Consider the following 16,516-nt stretch of genomic DNA (forward strand, 5'->3'; position numbering starts at 1 on the left):
GAGCTTCCTCATTAATCTCAAGATGAGAAGAATTGGTACCGACAAAATTCGGCAGATTTTAAGAGGGTCAAAAAATGGACATGAATATGGTTGAGATTTTAGGTTATGCAGCTTCAATCATGGTCGCTATTTCGCTAACTATGAAAGATATTGTTAAGCTTCGTATCCTTAACTTTATTGGTTGTGCGCTATTTACTGCTTACGGACTAATGATTGATTCTTGGCCTGTAGTACTAACTAACGGTTTTATAGCTTGCGTTAACATCTACTTCCTAGCAAAAATGCAGCAGGAAAAAAAAAGCCTAGAGCCTGAGAAAGCGCAATAGCATTCAAACAATAAAAGCCCGCAAATCATAAGATTGCGGGCTTTTGCTTTTAACATTCCCTTTCTATCACAGCATCCTTAAACGAGCGCTAACGAACCCAGCTAAGTGCTAATGTTTCTCGACGAGAAAACATGTCCACATGCGATGAAATGATCGCCTTCACCGTATTCAGTTTCTCTTCTGAATCCGCCTCACAGGTTATAGTTAAGCTAGATGCACAAAGGTTAAACTCAGCTTTTCCCGTCGGAAATGTCACCAAACCGCTATTTTCATTCCAAGTAGCAGGAACTTTTCGTCCAAAATGCCGACAAAGCGTCACTAAGTATTTGTCAGCGTGTTCGCTATCTATTCGGGTGCTTTCTTTAATCATGAACTTACTCGTTACTTTGAAACGTCCTATGAAGAACCTTGTTAGAATTGATAAGCTGCAGAGAGCTTGAAGTTGCGACCCGGCTCGTAGTCATCAAGTGTGAAGCCACGTGCAGTACCAGAACGAGACGCGTGAGAGCTGTACAACTCGTCAAATACATTATCAATACCAAAGGTCACCGACAGTCCATCAATATCAGACGGCACCCATTGAGCGTATAGATTATGTACATCATAACTTGCTTTCTTTGGCTGACCATCAAAGACGTTGTCTTCCTCTAGAACAAACATTGAGTTCCACCCGAAGATCGTTTCTAAAGCGTCTGACTGGTAATCCAAAGTTAGAGCAATGCTATCACCCATATCAATGCTACGCCCATTGCCCCCAGCAACAGCACCACCAGTATTCTTGTTTTTGGTGTCCGACTTAGAGTAAGAAAGTTTGCTGTTAAACTTGTCGTAACCATAAGAAGCACTTGCCTCAAAGCCTTTAATCTCAACATCACCTAAGTTGTAAATCAGGTAAGTTTGAGTCGCGTTTTGGTACTGATCTGCAATGTAATCATCAATTTCCGTTTGGAATACCGTAATATTCGCCCCAAAGAAATGCTTATCAAAGGTTTTATCAAAACGAACACCACCCTGCGTGTTCAATCCCGTTTCTGGCTTTAGCCCATCCTCTAAAAATGCAACGTCTTGGTAAGCAATAAAGGTTTCCATTAGCTCTGGACCTTTAAATAGAGAACGTGCACTCGCAAACAACGTCCAATCTTGAGTCACCGCCCACTCTGCAGCTAGAGCCCAAGTCACATCATCATAATTACTGGTTCCTGTCTCAGCTTTGCGTTTGTAATCATCAAAGCGCATACCTGCGGTAATAAAGAAGGCATCAGAGAAGAAGAACTGATCTTCTACAAACAGTGCGGTTGAAATCGCCGATTCGTCCATAAACTTACGACTACCGTAGTAACTCGAAGACGTTTTATCCATGTAGTCGAAGCCATAAGTGACTCGATTATCAAACTCACCTAACATAACATCTGACTGGAATTTGCCATTCAAACCAAAGTTTTGGTTTTTGGCGGTGTTCTTTGATAAACGGTTCGAGGGCCAACGAGGGGCCATCACCGTTTCGTCACGTTTAATTTCTGTCTCGGTATTATAAAGAGTGACGTTTCCTTGGTGTTGTTCGCCTCGCAACTCGTAACTCAAAGTAACGGTATCGCGGTCATAATCCGTAGGGATAAGTAACTTGCTCGACAGGCTATTATTTGCACTACCAGACATATCAGGACGCGGACTGTAATCTCCACTGTCTCGGTACATGTCATAAGAGAGCTCAAAACGATGGATGTCATTTAGTTCATACCCCAGCTTAGCCAGAATGTTGTAAACATCACCTGCAGCACCATAGGTTTTATTGCCATCACCATCTTCAAAATCATCACGCGTAACGTAATGGCCATAGACCATCGCATCAATGTTTTCGGACAAAAGTCCGTACAGTGTCAACGAACCTTGTTGGTTGTCGTTGGATGCATAGCCGCCATAAACACGCGCACCAAACTTTTCATCGTAACGAAGTAAGTCACGAGCGTCTTTCGTTTCAAAGTAGACCGAACCGCCTAACCCGTTTTGAGTCACAGAGTTATTACCTACCTGAATGTCCGCAGATTTGAGAATGTCAGGGTTCAACGTCAAGTTACCAATATGATGGAACATGCTCGCATGCTGAGAAGCACCGTCAAGACGAATGTCCAAATCGGTTTCGCTCAAACCACGAATCGTAATACGTTGATTCACAGAGTGTGTTCCACCAACATCCACACCGGGAATATCGCGCAGTAAATCAGACATATGATCGGCTTGCTTCAGTGACATGTCGTCCGCAAACATCGACTCAGTGTTGCTGGAAACTTTCGTTCCCCATACAACGACCTCTTCAAAATGTGACTCAGTATCTTGAGCTAAAACAGGGGTTGATAGCGCCATTCCCACTGCAAGGCAAAGGCTTGAAAGCTTGATAGGTGAACAAGCAGGGCTTTCCATAACTTCATTCCTAAATATTAATGATAATAATTCTCAGGTATAATAAGCATGAGTTTTATAAATACAAAGGCGATTTGGTTATGCGAAATCGCACAAGTGTTATGAGGAAGTGTCAAATGCAGGAAGTCACAACAAAACGAACTAAAATTGCCAAGATAGCTTTAACCCAAAGACTAGAGGCGACAGAGAAACAATGGATTGTCACGCAAGGCCAACCTTGTCAAACTCAACTGGCCGAAGGTAAGTTCCTATCATATCAGTACAATGATCAAATTTTTGTTCATGGCGGGCGTTGTCTAGAACTTATTGATTCGAATATTGTTTCTACTGCACACGCCTCACTGCTGGTCACTATTCTTTTAGAAGGTAGACTCTCGTTTGGCTACGACGATTTGCAATTTGATTTAGACGCGAGCGACGGCCCTAAGGGTGTAGTGGTGAACTTACTCAAACCTGCAAATTTTCGTCGTTCACTGCTCAAAGATAACCTCATTAATAAGATCAACATATTGGTTAAGCCCCAATGGCTAGAGGCCCGCCTTGAGCAAAATTGTAGTCATCGAGCCTTTTTTAACTCTCATCAGGCGTTTCAACAGTTGGAGCTTACCCAGACGCTATGCGAACTGGCTGAAACGTTAACAAATATAGAAACACCGCAAGAGTTTCAAGAGAAGCTAGAGGTCGAAAGCTTGATCTATCAAATATTACATCAAGCCACCAAGCAAATTCCTAAGAATTTCAGTGCTAAAAACAGCAGTATTGAACGACACATTGATGGTCGGATTGAGGATATTGTCAGCTATATTGAAACTCACCTTGATCAAGAACTACGCTTGGAAAAGTTGGCGAGCCAATTCTCAATGAGTGTTTCAAACCTGCAGCGCCGATTTAAACAATCACTTAATATGACCATAAACGGCTACATTCGTTTTCGACGTCTTGAGATTGCTAGGCAACATTTGGAACGTGGCCTAGTGACGATAACAGAAGCCGCCTATGAAGCCGGATACCACCACCCTTCTAACTTCACTTATGCCTTTAAAAAGGCATTTGGTGTGCCACCACATGAAGTGATTAAAGAGTAAGGGGACTCTAGGTAACAGACTGTTATTTAGGAGTGTCTTATCCACAACATCGGTATATACTCGCCTTAAACGTTATGGAGGTTAAACATGAATATTGGTGCCGTCGCGAAGCTCACTGGGCTTTCATCTAAGTCGATTCGATTATATGAAGACAAAGGGATCATATCTCCACCAGCGCGTAGCGACTCTGGCTATCGCGAATATTCAGATAATCATATTCAAGAGCTTAACTTGGTATCACGCGCAAAAAGCGCAGGCTTTTCGTTGCAAGAATGCAAAGAGTTCGTACAACTTGCTCATAACCCCAATCGCAAAAGTAGCGAAGTAAAAGCAAGAACCATGGACAAACTGAGAGAGGTTGAAGAAAAAATTGCACACCTCATGGAGATCAAAACGCAACTTGAAGGTTGGGTTTCTTCTTGTCCTGGAGATGCAGAGAGCCGATGCCCAATCATAGACGAGCTCACCAAGTAAGCCCGCCTATCTATTGATCTCGTTAAAAACGAACTAGCTCGCTTAATGATAAGTACACATGCGCTTACCGTTTAACTCTATGATGTTAAATGGCGTTTCATAGATGTCCTCTAGCGTAGACGCTTGAATAACATCTTCAACCGCACCACTCGCCACAACTTTACCTTTCTTAAGCGCCAATATGACATCTGAGTAACACGCCGCGAAATTAATATCATGAATCACGACCACCATGGCTTTATTCATGTCATGGGCTAACTGCTGCACAACTTTCATGATCTGAAGAGAGTGTTTGATATCTAAGTTATTAAGAGGTTCATCAAGAAAGACATAATCTGTATCTTGTGCAATCACCATAGCAATAAATGCAAGCTGTCGCTGACCACCACTTAATTCATCCAAGTATTTGTCTTGAATATCTTGCAAATCTAAGTAGTCGATCGCTTGTTCTATGACCTCATGATCTTCTTTAGTCAGATTTCCTTTAGAGTATGGGAAACGACCAAAAGAGACTAACTCTTTTACGGTAAACCGCATTGTAATCGAGTTAGCTTGGCGAAGTACTGCCAGTTTTTTCGCTAGCTCTTTTGTGTCCCATTCCGCGATTTCCTTGCAATCAATGATAACACTACCGCCATCTCGCTCCGTTAAGCGTGAGGCCATAGATAACAGCGTGCTCTTTCCCGCGCCATTTGGACCGATAATCGATGTTACCTTGCCCTTTTCAAACTGAGTATTGGCCTCGTCTACGACTTTGTTTGAACCGAAAGCCTTCGTTAATTTGTCTATTACTATCATATTTATACAACTTTGTTTTTCAGCAGCAGGTATAAGAAATATGCACCGCCGATAAAGTTAATTACGACACTCAACGTCGTCTCAAAACTGAACACGTTTTCGATTATCCATTGCCCAGCAAGTAGTGAACTGATGGATAGAAACGAACATCCGACCAATAGCGTTTTATGTTGGTAACTTCGGAACATTTCCCGGCTTAAGTTGGTCACTAGTAAACCAAAGAACATGATTGGCCCTACCAAAGCCGTAGAAATAGCAATCAAAACCGCCGAGATAATAAACACATTTCTCGTCACTTTAGGTACATCAACACCCAAGCTTTTCGCATTGTCTTGGTCGAGCCAAAACACATCTAAAGTGCGATGCATCCTAAACAACAACCAACATGCAAACATTAAAGCCGGAGCACTAAAGTAAACCAAGTTCACTTTGACATTATTGAAACTGGCGTACAGTTTCGACTGAACAATTGCATATGTGTTTGGGTCCATCAGCAAAGAAAAGAATGACGCCGCATTGGAAAATAGCTGACCAAAGATCAAGCCGACCAATAGCAACGTAATCAAGTTCTTGCTGCCTTTTGAAAAGTAAAACCCAAACAGCAGTAGCGAAAACGACACCATTACAATTACTGCAATCGCGAAATTGACGTACAAGTTAAGAACTAAGGTACTCAACCCACCAAAAATCAACACGATCAAAATTTGGGTTAACACATACAGCGCATCAAAACCCATGATACTTGGCGTTAAAATTCGGTTGTGCGTAATGGTTTGAAATACAAGTGAAGACTGAGCAATGGCCACACCCGCTAGCACTATCGCCAATACTTTAGGAACTCTACGAGACAAAAAATATTGGTAGTTGTCAGCCGTTAGCCCAATACCAATAAACAGACACGCGAAAAGAATCGCAATGCCACCTAGCAGCAGGATTTTCGTTGAATCACGCATGTTGCTTACCTCGCAACAACATAGCGATGAATACCACGCCACCCAATATGCTGATCACGATAGAGATTGGCATTTCATGAGGGAAAATAATTAAACGACTCACCAAGTCGCAACACAACACTAAAATCGCCCCATACATGGCCGTAAGCGGAATGTTCTTTTTGAGATTATCGCCATAAAAGTGACTCACGAGATTCGGCACAATCAGCCCTAAGAATGGCAACTGGCCAACAATCATCACGACACTTGCTGACATGATGGACACCAATAGCACGCCAATCGTCACAACCTGCTGATAATTCAAACCCAAGTTAATCGCGAAATCTTTTCCGATACCTACGGCAGAGATCCTTGCGGCAAAAAGATAGCTGAGGATAACCATTGGTACCGCGATGTACAGCAGTTCAAAATCACCACGCAAGATGTTAGCGAAGTTTGCGACTGTCCAAGCATTCAGACTTTGAAGTGCATCATATTTGTACGCGATAAACGTAGTCATGGATTGGATGACATTGCCGAAAATAATCCCGACAAGAGGCACAAAAACCACGCTCTTAAATTGAATGCGCTGAATAAAGAAAACAAACGCTAGCGTCCCAAATACCGAGATGCCGAAAACGAGCCAAAGGTGATTATCATTACCAAAGAAAACCACGCTCAGTACGTAGCCCAACATGGCACATTCGATCGTACCGGTTGTAGAAGGTGCAGCAAATCGGTTCTGGCTGATTTGCTGCATGACAAGTCCCGCAATACTCAAGCCAGCACCAGCAAGCAGTATGGCAAATAAACGTGGTATACGGCTGGTAAAGAAAAGCTCTAATGCTTTCTCATCACCTGAAAAGAGTTGTTGGGGCGTCATGTTTGCCACCCCAACAAATAACGAAACCGTGCTTAAAACCACAAGGGTTAGCAATAACTTCTTCAAAGTTAACCTCTGCTATCTTGGATTACAGTTCAACGGTTTGCTTTATCTCACTGACCATTTTTTCTGTTGCTGTCACACCAGACATCGACAAGTACCACGCGTCCACATCTAAATAAGTGATTTTATGATTTTTATATGCCGCAGTCGCTTTGACTAAGTCGTTATCCATAGATTTACGAATATCGTTATCCGGCGTACCTGTCAGAGAATTTCGGTCAACCACGAGAATATTTTTCGGGTTAGCTTCACGAATAAACTCATAAGAAATGACATCTCCGTGAGTGCCCGTTTTCACGTGCTCAACCGTTTCCAAGAAGCCAAAGTCGTTATAAATGACGCCAAATCGCGACTGGGCACCAAACGCGCTGATATTGTCACCCATGCTTAAAATCGTTAATGCATCATTTTTGTTCGATTGGTTGTAGTCACGGATTGCTTTGAATTGAGCATCTAGCGCTTCAATTTTCTGCTCTACTTTTTCTTCGATATTGAAGATCTTACCAATATTGCGCCATTGCGCTTGCGTGCCTTCCCAATAGCCTTGGTTCTCTTTCGCCGCAAAAACAACTGTAGGGGCAATTTCACTCAGCTCTTCATATTTCGCAGACGCCCGCGGACCAACCAAAATCAAATCCGGTTTTTGCATGTAGATGGTTTCAAAATCAGGTTCAAACAAACTACCCGCAGAGGTGTAGTTATCTTTGCTGTATTTTGAAAGGTAACTAGGCAGATTAGAAGAGTTAGATACTGCAACAGGATCGATACCAAAGTTGTCCAGCGCATCTAGCGGGCCAAAGCCAATCACAACCACACGCTCTGGGGATTGTTCTAGCTCTGTTTGACCCATGTAGTGGTCAATCACAACTTTAGCAGCGAAAGAAGGAGAAACAGTAAATAACGACAGCATAGCCGCACCAACGAATTTTTTCATTTTGTTAAGCCTTAATGAGATCTATTATCATACGCGTTCGCAATATAACGCTACTCTTTAATGCATTCAACAAAATTTAAGGTACTTTACATTAGTTACGTTTACTCAAGACTTAGATATATCAAAGACTTATAAAACCCATTAGTTTCAATACCTGGGCGTATCATTCATGCGCTTCAATAAACGCTTTGAGTGCCAGCTCATCAATAATCTCCAAACCGTTGTCTGTTTTGGTAATCAATCCCTTTTCAATCAAGTCCTTAACTGCACGTCGATAGACTCGGCCTGAGGTGCCAAACCGCTCAGCCTCTTGGTTCACTTTATCAAAGCCACCAAGGAGCTTATCCGTCTGATTACGGACGAGAAGATCATAGGCAATGTTGTAAGTAATGGGATGCAACAAACGATTAGTGTAGATATCCATGGAGTCTTGATAATCCTCAGCCAATGCTGAAGCGAAGAACACCATCATTTCAGGATGATTTTGCAGAGCTTCGGTTAGTTTTTGGATACAGATAACATCAACCTGCATATGTTCATCTGCTATCACATTCCATTGACAAGGGGTCTGAGTGAAGAACTCCATTTCACCATAAATATGATAGTCGCAGTTAGCTTCCCCTAATTGAAAACGTCGTCCATTTGCGGCCAATATGTTCATCGAGACTCGACCTACTGGCACAACATACAAGTACTGAAGTTGCTCACCTTGGCGGAGAATTGCTTCCCCAGCATCAAAGTAACGCGAATTTATTTGGCACTGATAAATCAAATCGCGAAAGGTGGCACTCTTTTCTTCAAGGTATGTTTTGAAGCGACCAGTCGGATAAGGGCTGATTTTCATTTTCTGCTCTCTCAGAAAAAGTTACGGACAACTATTTAAGGTGGATTGTACCCCGTAACTCCAAATAAAAAAGCGACAGTGACCTGTCGCTTTACATCTATTCTGTTTATGTGACTTACTGAGATAGAGACTGGCTAACGCTGAGCAACCAAGGCTTCTAATGCCGTAATCGCGGCACTCTTCTCACCTTGCATCATTACTTTGGCCTCATCAACGTACTGACCAACCCCTTCTTTCACATCTTGTTGATACAGCACCACGTTGTTTAATATCGAAGCCACATGAAGGCCTCGTAGTCGACCGACCGTAAACAGCGCAGAGGTTTCCATATCTGCACCTAAGATGCCTTTCTTGTTCCAATGTTGGCATATTGCATCCTCGTCATCGGTATAGAAACTGTCGTGAGAACGCACCACACCAAAATGATAATGCACTTTTTGCATCGACAAGTAACGCTCAACTTCCTTTAACAGTGAAAAGCTTGCGTAGGCTGGATAAGACGAATCGACATACGCTTTAGAGCCGCCCTCATCTCTTACCGCGCCTTCGGCAATGATCAACTCGCCAAGATGAATGCCTGATTGCATTGCCCCCGCAGATCCAACGCGTACCACATGAGTCACACCGCACTGTTTTAGCTCTTCCACTGCGATGATCATCGATGGCGCACCTATACCTGTACTACATACTGAAACAGGCTTGCCTTTGTAGTTGCCGGTAAACACACGGTACTCGCGGTTTTCCGACACCATTTCTGCATCATCAAATAATGCCGCGATACGATTCGCTCGATCTGGCTCGCCGCATACAATAACGAGGGGAGCGATTTGTGTTTCATCCACTCCGATATGAGGTTGTTTGGCCATTTTTCGTTCCTTACGCAGCAGCGTGCGCTAAGGTTTTATCGCCATTGCGCTTAGCGCTACGAGCCCACTCACGCGTGCCATTGGCAGCGATGAACATAAGAATCGCGTACTGAACAGACATTGCGTAAACACCTTGCGTCGCGTAGATACCCACACTGATGATGTTAATCACGACCCATAGAATCCAGTTTTCGACGTATTTACGTGTCATCAGAATTTGTGCAACAACAGAAAGTACTGTCATGGTTGCATCCCAGAACGGAAACGCGTCAGGTTCAAGCACCGGTTCAGCCAAGCCAGCACCAAAGAGATTCAAGCTATCAACAGCAATGTTTGCTAGCGCAAAGAAAAATGGGTCGATATAGATCGTTAATAATGCGATACATGCAACGCTAATAGAGGCAGTAGTAATAAGTTTCTGTTTATTTAACCAGCGAACCTCCAGCGTTTCACCTTGTGCGTTTGGACGAGTCCACGCATACCAGCCGTAAATGTTCGCACAGAAGAAAAACAATTGAAGAAGCAATAATCCGTATAACTGAATTTGAAAAAAGATAACGGCAAAAAGCGTGACATTCAGCAAACCGAATAAGTAGTTGATGGTTTTTTCTTGGCTGGCAAACCAAATGCAAAGCAGTCCAAAAACTGTACCGAAAGCTTCGATCCAACTCATTGCGTAGCCGTCGCCGATCGGAATGTTAACGAGAGTATTATTAATATCGAGTAAGGCAAAGAGGTCCATAACATGTCCTTTATTATTTTGTTTGGAATACGCTTATATTAGAGCGTGATCCCCAACAAAAAGGAGGACATTTGTCCTCCTCTTGATGCACTCGATCATAATTCAGTTCAATGTTTACTTGAAAGCAATAAATGATGCTATTGAACGATGTTGGAAATAGACGTGCCTATGAATCCAAGCCTAGATAGCGTTTTTTGAATGCAGAAGCTGATGCAAATAAAGCTGACGCCAAAAGTGTAATAATAAAGCCAATTGCGTACTCAAATGCTTCATTAACCAGTAGCTGATAGCAGCTCACAAAAAAAATCAATACAACTGTAATAACATTAACTCGGTGAAACCAAGGGTGTTTTACAGATAACTTAGCGTAACCTTTTGATAACATTTAACTAATCCGCCAGACAACAATTAATAGTTTTATTTATAATCAACGACGATAGTAAGGCTTTATCGTATAAAGAGAAACGACTTTTTTAATTTTTTAGCTCAACATCACACGTCATTCAGTGACGTTTGACTTTAACCTCTTGACGCTTTTCCGTTCCACTAGAGTCGGTTCTAATTGTACGACCTGTGCCTCTGTTGACTTTTCATCCAACTTTCGGACAAGAGTCTCAACGGCAGCCTGCCCCAAACGGTACTTAGGCTGATGAATGGTAGTTAGCGATGGCGACATAAATTTCGCGATATGGATGTCATCGTAACCAATAATGGACAGGTCGTCCGGCACTTTAATATCGAGCTCATTTGCGGCGTTAATCACCCCCATCGCCATCATATCGTTAGAGACGAAAATCGAGCTAGGTAATGCGCCACGCTGAGCCATTTTTTTGAACGCTTGATACCCACCCTCACACTCGAAGTCCGATTCAATGATCCAATTGGCATTAAATTCCAAGCCAGCTTCGTTCATTGCTCGCTTATAACCTTCGTATCGCATTTGCGCTTGGTGTTTAATCAAAGGGCCAGTGATGCACCCAATTTCGGTATGGCCGCAATCAATTAAGTATTTCGCCGCTAAGTAACCGCCACGAAGTGAGTTGTCTTGGATTTTATCGCTTGTAAATAGCATCGGCCCCCAGTCCATTACCACAACTGGGATATCTGGGTAACGCTCAAATACATCGATACGCTCTCCTTCTAGCGACGAGCACATCAAGATCAAACCATCGACACGCTTTTGCAATAGCGTATTAATGGATTGACGCATACGTTCGTTATCACCCTCGGTGTTACATAAAATGAGGCTGTAGCCTTTTTGGTAACAGCTACGCTCTACGCCTTTTACGACTTCGCCAAAGAATGGGTTGGTTGAGGTTGTCACGAGCATACCAATGGTTTTGGTACGATTGACTTTGAGGCTACGCGCCAACGCAGAGGGCGCGTAGTAGTTAAGCTCTTTTGCGGCATTGTTAACGCGTTCAGAGATCTCTTCGCTCACAAAACGCGTCTTGTTAATAACATGGCTCACTGTTGAAGTGGAAACCCCTGCCAGTTTTGCGATGTCTTTCATCGTCGCCATGTTACTACTCCTATTTTAATGAGGCGTTGTGCGCCTTATTGTTCAGCGAGAAACGCGTCCACCTCTTCGCGGGTTGGAATCGACGTTTGCGCGCCAAAGCGGGTCACAGAAATTGCAGCCGCCGCATGTGCAAACTTAATCGCTGATTCTAAAGGTAAATCTTCTAGGAGACCAGTGACGAATGCCCCATTAAATGTATCGCCCGCAGCGGTAGTATCCGTCGCTTCAACGCGGAAACCCGAGATGATTTCGCCTCGACCGTTTTGGCTTAACCAAACGCCTTTTGCACCGAGTGTGATCATGACAATTTCTATACCTTTACCATGTAGCACATTCGCCGCTTCTTGCGCGCTTTCGTTGTCTGTTACAGTAATACCTGTCAGAACTTCAGCTTCCGTTTCATTTGGCGTAATCACGTCAATGTAAGACAGTAATTCATCTGACAGTTCGCGAGCTGGCGCTGGGTTCAGAATGACATTGGTTTTGGCATCTTTCGCGATTCGCGCGGCTTTCTCAATGCCGCACATCGGCGTTTCCAATTGCATTAGCAAGTAATCTGCTTGGCGAATACGCTCTAAATCTGGCTCAATCGCTTCTGCTGTCAGTTTGGCGTTTGCTTCAGCTGAAATGCAAATGCTGTTCTCACCACTGTCCGACACTTGAATCATCGCGATACCTGTCGGGCAATTTGGCTGCATCTTCACACCAGTGATATCGATGCCGTCCATTTTGAAGTTTTCGCGAATGTTAATGCCGAATGAGTCGTCGCCCACACAAGCGATAAAACCTATGTCTGCATTTAATCGCGCCGCCGCGACGGCTTGGTTGGCACCTTTGCCACCTGGGATAACTTGATAGTTGCGACCATGCAGCGTCTCGCCTGGGCGAGGGAAAGAAGGCACTTGAAGAACATGGTCAGCGTTTACACTACCTAACACCACTAACTTATTCATACGGTTATCCTCGGTTCTGAATGAACCCTTTTTAAAAACTGTTTAGGAAAATACATTAGATGACTTTAACTTCTCTTCCTGATGAAGGAGTCTCGATAAAAAGTCAAAGGCATCTATACCCCACACTTTGCAGTATTTTGGGTAAGTTTGCCCTCACCTCCTAAACGACAGATATAAACGGAGGAGAGAGCAAAAATTAGGATGATTTATTGAACTTAAAACTTACTTAGTGACTACTTTTAGTGGTACTGGGATGTACTCTTCTACTTCTTCACCTTTCAAAACTTTGTCAGCCGTTTCAACACCTAAAGCACCGATAAGGTCTGGTTGCTGAGCAATAGTTGCCGCTAGTTTGCCACGGTTAACTGCTGCAATGCCGTCTTCCGTACCATCAAAACCAACGATAACGACATCTTTGCCAGAAGCTTGAACTGCGCGAAGTGCACCTAGCGCCATTTCATCATTCTGTGCAAATACCGCTTGTACATCCGGGTTAGCCGCTAGCAGGTTTTCCATTACGTTTAGACCTTTCGTGCGGTCAAAGTCAGCCGGTTGGCTAGCAAGAAGATCCATATCGCTGCCCTTCACGGCATTCATAAAGCCTTCACCGCGCTCACGCGCTGCCGATGTGCCCGCAATACCTTCAAGTTGAATGACTTTTGCTTTTTCGCCGACTTTTTCCATGATGTAGTGGCCTGCCATTTCACCACCAATTACGTTGTCCGACGCGATGTGACTCACAACTTCACCACGGCTTGCACCACGGTCTAATGTCAACACAGGGATCTTAGAACGGTTCGCCATACGAATTGCATTAGACACTGCATCAGAATCCGTTGGGTTGATAAGAATTGCTTTTACGCCGCGAATACTTAAATCCTCGATGTTCGACAGTTCTTTACTCGGGTCATTTTGCGAGTCCAGTACAATTAAGTCGTACCCCAATTCTTTCGCTTTTGCTTCCGCACCGTCTTTCATCGTTACGAAGAACGGGTTGTTTAGCGTCGAAACCACAATCGCCATGGTATCTTGAGCTTGCGCCGCTACCGATACGGTTGAAGAAAGAAGTGCAGCAGAGATAAGAGTTGCAAGTTTTTTCATCGTTCTAGTCCTTTGTGTAGGGTGAGCCAGTACACGTCCCCTGACTCGGTTTGTATTCACTGTTTTATATATACAGATTGTTATGAATTACTTGTTTTTGTTGTCTACCAATACCGCCAGCAAGATAACCACTGCTTTTGCAATCATTTGGTAGTAGGAAGAAACATCAAGTAGGTTAAGTGCATTGTTCAAGAAACCGATGATCAGCGCACCAATCAAGGTACCCATGATACGGCCTTTACCGCCCATCAAGCTGGTACCGCCAAGAACAACCGCTGCGATAGCGTCTAGCTCGTAGCCCATACCTGCTGTTGGCTGCGCCGAAGAAAGACGAGACGTTACAATAATGCCTGCAAGCGCTGCTAACATACCGCAGATGGCGTAGACACCAATCTTCACTCGGTCTACATTGATACCTGATAGGCGAGTCGCAGACTCATTGCCGCCTAGTGCGTAAACATAGCGACCAAAGCGCGTGTGGTTAAGTAAATACCAAGCCGCAGCGAACACAACCACCATTAACCAAACAGGAACTGGAATGCCTAGCGCGTAGCCAGTACCAAACCATGCGAACGCATCCGCGGTGTCAGTAAAGCCTGTCGAGATTGGACGACCTTCGGTGTACACCATGGTCACACCGCGTAGTAACGTCATGGTAACCAGCGTAGCGATAAATGCCTGCACCTTACCCTTCGCAATAATGATACCGCTGATCGCACCTAACGCTGCACCTGCGACTAAAGCAGTTGGAACCGCCACTAGCACCGGAACCTCAAGCGCAATCATGCTTGCCGCAAAGGCACCACACAATGCCAATACCGAACCAACACTTAAGTCGATGCCTGCTGTTAAAATAACTAATGTCATACCCACTGCGATAATGGCATTCACGGAGGTTTGACGAAGAATGTTGAGAATGTTGTCGACCGTAAAAAAGTTCGGGTTCAAAAATGACACAACAACGATCAGAAAGATCAAAGCTATCAGTGATTTTTGCTCAATCAGCCACTCTTTTGTGAACAACTTCTTGTTGCCAGTTTCGGTTGGTTTGCTCATGGTATTCGTACTCATGCTGCTTCCTCATTGATCTCTTTGCCTACGGCACAGGCGAGTAATTTTTCTTGATCGGCGTCTTTCGCATCAAATTCGCCAGTGATACGACCTTCATGCATCACTAAAATACGGTCGCTCATGCCGAGCACTTCAGGCATCTCGGAAGAAACCAAGATGATGCTCATGCCTTCGGCCTTAAACTTGTTGATGAGCTGATAAATCTCTTTTTTTGCTCCGACATCAACACCACGTGTTGGCTCATCCAGAATCAGAACTTTAGGTTTCGTCATTAACCCTTTCGCAATCGCAACTTTTTGCTGGTTACCACCAGATAAGTTGCCGATGATTTGATCTCGCGTTGGGGTTTTAATGTTGAATAACTTAATAAAATCTTCCACTGCAATCACTTCGTCGCTGTGTTGAATCTGGAAGCCTTTGGTCAGCTGGTTTAGCGAACAAAGTGACATGTTCTCCTTAACTGAAAGACCTAAAACCAAACCATCGCCTTTGCGATCTTCAGAGATGTAAGCGATACCATTTGCCAAGCCATCTTGCGGGCTAACCGGGTTAATAGTTTTGTTATCAAGATTGATAACACCATGCTCACTAGGTAATGCGCCGTAAATGACTTTCATGAGTTCAGTGCGGCCTGCGCCCATCAAGCCAGAAATTCCAAGAATCTCACCACGCTTGAGAGTAAAGCTCACATCCTGAACGCCAGATCCAGTCAAACCAATGACTTCAAGACAAGCTTCGCCATGTTGTACATCAATACGTGGATATTGCTCTTCTAATTTTCGGCCAACCATCATTTCAATTAGGCCATCTTCATCAGTGTCGGACACCTTGCACTCACCGATAAACTTACCATCACGAAGTACGGTAATGTCGTCACAGATTTCAAAGATTTCTTTAAGACGATGCGAAATGTATACGATGCCGCATCCTTGCTCGCGAAGCTCATTAATCACTTTAAACAGTGATTCCGTTTCGGTATCGGTCAATGCGTCCGTTGGCTCATCCATAATGATGACTTTCGACTCAAACGAAAGTGCCTTTGCAATTTCCACCATTTGTTGTTCACCAAGGCTTAAATCGCCAAGCAATGTTTTTGATGAGTGCTTGACATTGAGACGTTTTAAAAGCTTGTCAGCTTCGTCATACATTTTGCCCCACTGGATACGCCCTAAGGATCCAGTGAACTCTCGTCCCAAGTAAATATTTTCGGCAATCGTCAGTTCAGGAATCAGGTTCAGCTCTTGGTGAATAATGCTAATACCAGCTTCCTGTGAATCGCGTGGACCTTTAAAGGCCGCCGGCTGACCTTGATATTGAATGCTCCCCGCATCCATGTGGTAAATGCCTGTCAACACCTTCATTAACGTTGACTTGCCTGCTCCATTTTCACCCATCAGCGCCATCACACGGCCTGGATAAACATTCAGGCTTGCTTTGTCGAGTGCTTTTACGCCCGGAAACGCCTTCTCAATTTCGCTTAGTTGTAGAATGGCTTGAGTCATAA

17 protein-coding genes are annotated in these 16,516 nt (G+C 43.9%); 3 read left to right on the plus strand and 14 right to left on the minus strand.

The annotated features are described in order from the left end of the window. Nucleotides 1-74: 74 nt before the first annotated feature. Complete coding sequence (locus R7P74_RS06750) at nucleotides 75-326, plus strand: YgjV family protein (RefSeq protein WP_005376619.1); 252 nt, start codon at nucleotides 75-77, stop codon at nucleotides 324-326. Nucleotides 327-414: 88 nt separating this feature from the next. On the opposite strand, the gene R7P74_RS06755 is transcribed toward R7P74_RS06750, so the two are convergent. Both R7P74_RS06755 and R7P74_RS06760 read right to left on the minus strand, forming a co-directional pair. Continuing rightward, the gene (locus R7P74_RS06755; RefSeq protein WP_005376622.1) at nucleotides 415-696 is read right to left on the minus strand and encodes a DUF2218 domain-containing protein; all 282 of its coding nucleotides are present in this window, start codon (nucleotides 694-696) and stop codon (nucleotides 415-417) included. A 41-nt stretch (nucleotides 697-737) separates the two neighbouring features. Further along, nucleotides 738-2,744 carry a TonB-dependent siderophore receptor gene (locus R7P74_RS06760; RefSeq protein WP_225473021.1) on the minus strand — a complete coding sequence of 669 codons (2,007 nt, stop codon included), beginning with the start codon at nucleotides 2,742-2,744 and terminating at the stop codon, nucleotides 738-740. Between the two features lie 116 nt (nucleotides 2,745-2,860). Between R7P74_RS06760 and R7P74_RS06765 the strand changes: the two genes are divergently transcribed. Continuing rightward, nucleotides 2,861-3,829, plus strand: a complete 969-nt coding sequence (locus R7P74_RS06765) for a helix-turn-helix domain-containing protein (RefSeq protein ID WP_213866754.1) — start codon at nucleotides 2,861-2,863, stop codon at nucleotides 3,827-3,829. Nucleotides 3,830-3,916: 87 nt separating this feature from the next. Continuing rightward, nucleotides 3,917-4,303 (plus strand): Cu(I)-responsive transcriptional regulator, encoded by a 387-nt coding sequence (gene cueR, locus R7P74_RS06770; protein ID WP_005376627.1) that lies wholly within the window; start codon nucleotides 3,917-3,919, stop codon nucleotides 4,301-4,303. A gap of 42 nt (nucleotides 4,304-4,345) precedes the next feature. On the opposite strand, the gene vctC is transcribed toward cueR, so the two are convergent. The 12 genes from vctC to rbsA form a co-directional block, all read right to left on the minus strand. Then, nucleotides 4,346-5,101, minus strand: a complete 756-nt coding sequence (gene vctC, locus R7P74_RS06775) for an iron chelate ABC transporter ATP-binding protein VctC (protein WP_025767868.1) — start codon at nucleotides 5,099-5,101, stop codon at nucleotides 4,346-4,348. A 2-nt stretch (nucleotides 5,102-5,103) separates the two neighbouring features. Beyond that, a complete protein-coding gene (vctG, locus tag R7P74_RS06780; protein ID WP_005376631.1) occupies nucleotides 5,104-6,054 on the minus strand; it encodes an iron chelate uptake ABC transporter permease subunit VctG in 951 nt (316 codons plus the stop codon). Next, the gene (vctD, locus tag R7P74_RS06785; protein ID WP_017820306.1) at nucleotides 6,047-6,982 is read right to left on the minus strand and encodes an iron chelate uptake ABC transporter permease subunit VctD; all 936 of its coding nucleotides are present in this window, start codon (nucleotides 6,980-6,982) and stop codon (nucleotides 6,047-6,049) included. Before vctD ends, vctG begins: the two co-directional genes overlap by 8 nt. 22 nt (nucleotides 6,983-7,004) lie before the next feature. After that, the gene (locus tag R7P74_RS06790; protein WP_005376635.1) at nucleotides 7,005-7,913 is read right to left on the minus strand and encodes a siderophore ABC transporter substrate-binding protein; all 909 of its coding nucleotides are present in this window, start codon (nucleotides 7,911-7,913) and stop codon (nucleotides 7,005-7,007) included. 163 nt (nucleotides 7,914-8,076) lie between these two features. Further along, nucleotides 8,077-8,757: a Crp/Fnr family transcriptional regulator gene (locus tag R7P74_RS06795; protein ID WP_042522565.1), complete on the minus strand. Its 681-nt coding sequence runs from the start codon at nucleotides 8,755-8,757 to the stop codon at nucleotides 8,077-8,079. A 134-nt stretch (nucleotides 8,758-8,891) separates the two neighbouring features. Then, the gene (locus R7P74_RS06800) at nucleotides 8,892-9,623 is read right to left on the minus strand and encodes a nucleoside phosphorylase (protein ID WP_017635382.1); all 732 of its coding nucleotides are present in this window, start codon (nucleotides 9,621-9,623) and stop codon (nucleotides 8,892-8,894) included. Between the two features lie 10 nt (nucleotides 9,624-9,633). Further along, entirely contained in the window at nucleotides 9,634-10,365 is a 732-nt protein-coding gene (gene pnuC, locus R7P74_RS06805; RefSeq protein WP_025767870.1) for a nicotinamide riboside transporter PnuC, read from the minus strand. 499 nt (nucleotides 10,366-10,864) lie between these two features. Further along, a complete protein-coding gene (locus R7P74_RS06810; RefSeq protein ID WP_025767871.1) occupies nucleotides 10,865-11,887 on the minus strand; it encodes a substrate-binding domain-containing protein in 1,023 nt (340 codons plus the stop codon). A gap of 35 nt (nucleotides 11,888-11,922) precedes the next feature. Continuing rightward, entirely contained in the window at nucleotides 11,923-12,840 is a 918-nt protein-coding gene (rbsK, locus tag R7P74_RS06815; RefSeq protein ID WP_005373140.1) for a ribokinase, read from the minus strand. A gap of 222 nt (nucleotides 12,841-13,062) precedes the next feature. Next, nucleotides 13,063-13,941, minus strand: a complete 879-nt coding sequence (gene rbsB, locus R7P74_RS06820; RefSeq protein WP_005373143.1) for a ribose ABC transporter substrate-binding protein RbsB — start codon at nucleotides 13,939-13,941, stop codon at nucleotides 13,063-13,065. An 87-nt stretch (nucleotides 13,942-14,028) separates the two neighbouring features. Beyond that, on the minus strand, nucleotides 14,029-15,012 hold the full coding sequence (gene rbsC / locus R7P74_RS06825; RefSeq protein WP_005382618.1) for a ribose ABC transporter permease: 984 nt from the start codon (nucleotides 15,010-15,012) through the stop codon (nucleotides 14,029-14,031). Beyond that, nucleotides 15,009-16,514, minus strand: a complete 1,506-nt coding sequence (rbsA, locus tag R7P74_RS06830; protein WP_085569089.1) for a ribose ABC transporter ATP-binding protein RbsA — start codon at nucleotides 16,512-16,514, stop codon at nucleotides 15,009-15,011. Before rbsA ends, rbsC begins: the two co-directional genes overlap by 4 nt. Between the last annotated feature and the right edge of the window lie 2 nt (nucleotides 16,515-16,516).

The sequence above is a fragment of the Vibrio sp. 2033 genome, from assembly GCF_033339735.1.

Coding starts and splice junctions, on each gene's coding strand:
- R7P74_RS06750 (WP_005376619.1), top strand. CDS start 75: ATGGACATGAATATGGTTGAGATTTTAGGTTATGCAGCTTCAATCATG.
- R7P74_RS06755 (WP_005376622.1), bottom strand. CDS start 696: ATGATTAAAGAAAGCACCCGAATAGATAGCGAACACGCTGACAAATAC.
- R7P74_RS06760 (WP_225473021.1), bottom strand. CDS start 2,744: ATGGAAAGCCCTGCTTGTTCACCTATCAAGCTTTCAAGCCTTTGCCTT.
- R7P74_RS06765 (WP_213866754.1), top strand. CDS start 2,861: ATGCAGGAAGTCACAACAAAACGAACTAAAATTGCCAAGATAGCTTTA.
- cueR (WP_005376627.1), top strand. CDS start 3,917: ATGAATATTGGTGCCGTCGCGAAGCTCACTGGGCTTTCATCTAAGTCG.
- vctC (WP_025767868.1), bottom strand. CDS start 5,101: ATGATAGTAATAGACAAATTAACGAAGGCTTTCGGTTCAAACAAAGTC.
- vctG (WP_005376631.1), bottom strand. CDS start 6,054: ATGCGTGATTCAACGAAAATCCTGCTGCTAGGTGGCATTGCGATTCTT.
- R7P74_RS06790 (WP_005376635.1), bottom strand. CDS start 7,913: ATGAAAAAATTCGTTGGTGCGGCTATGCTGTCGTTATTTACTGTTTCT.
- R7P74_RS06795 (WP_042522565.1), bottom strand. CDS start 8,757: ATGAAAATCAGCCCTTATCCGACTGGTCGCTTCAAAACATACCTTGAA.
- R7P74_RS06800 (WP_017635382.1), bottom strand. CDS start 9,623: ATGGCCAAACAACCTCATATCGGAGTGGATGAAACACAAATCGCTCCC.
- pnuC (WP_025767870.1), bottom strand. CDS start 10,365: ATGGACCTCTTTGCCTTACTCGATATTAATAATACTCTCGTTAACATT.
- R7P74_RS06810 (WP_025767871.1), bottom strand. CDS start 11,887: ATGGCGACGATGAAAGACATCGCAAAACTGGCAGGGGTTTCCACTTCA.
- rbsK (WP_005373140.1), bottom strand. CDS start 12,840: ATGAATAAGTTAGTGGTGTTAGGTAGTGTAAACGCTGACCATGTTCTT.
- rbsB (WP_005373143.1), bottom strand. CDS start 13,941: ATGAAAAAACTTGCAACTCTTATCTCTGCTGCACTTCTTTCTTCAACC.
- rbsC (WP_005382618.1), bottom strand. CDS start 15,012: ATGAGTACGAATACCATGAGCAAACCAACCGAAACTGGCAACAAGAAG.
- rbsA (WP_085569089.1), bottom strand. CDS start 16,514: ATGACTCAAGCCATTCTACAACTAAGCGAAATTGAGAAGGCGTTTCCG.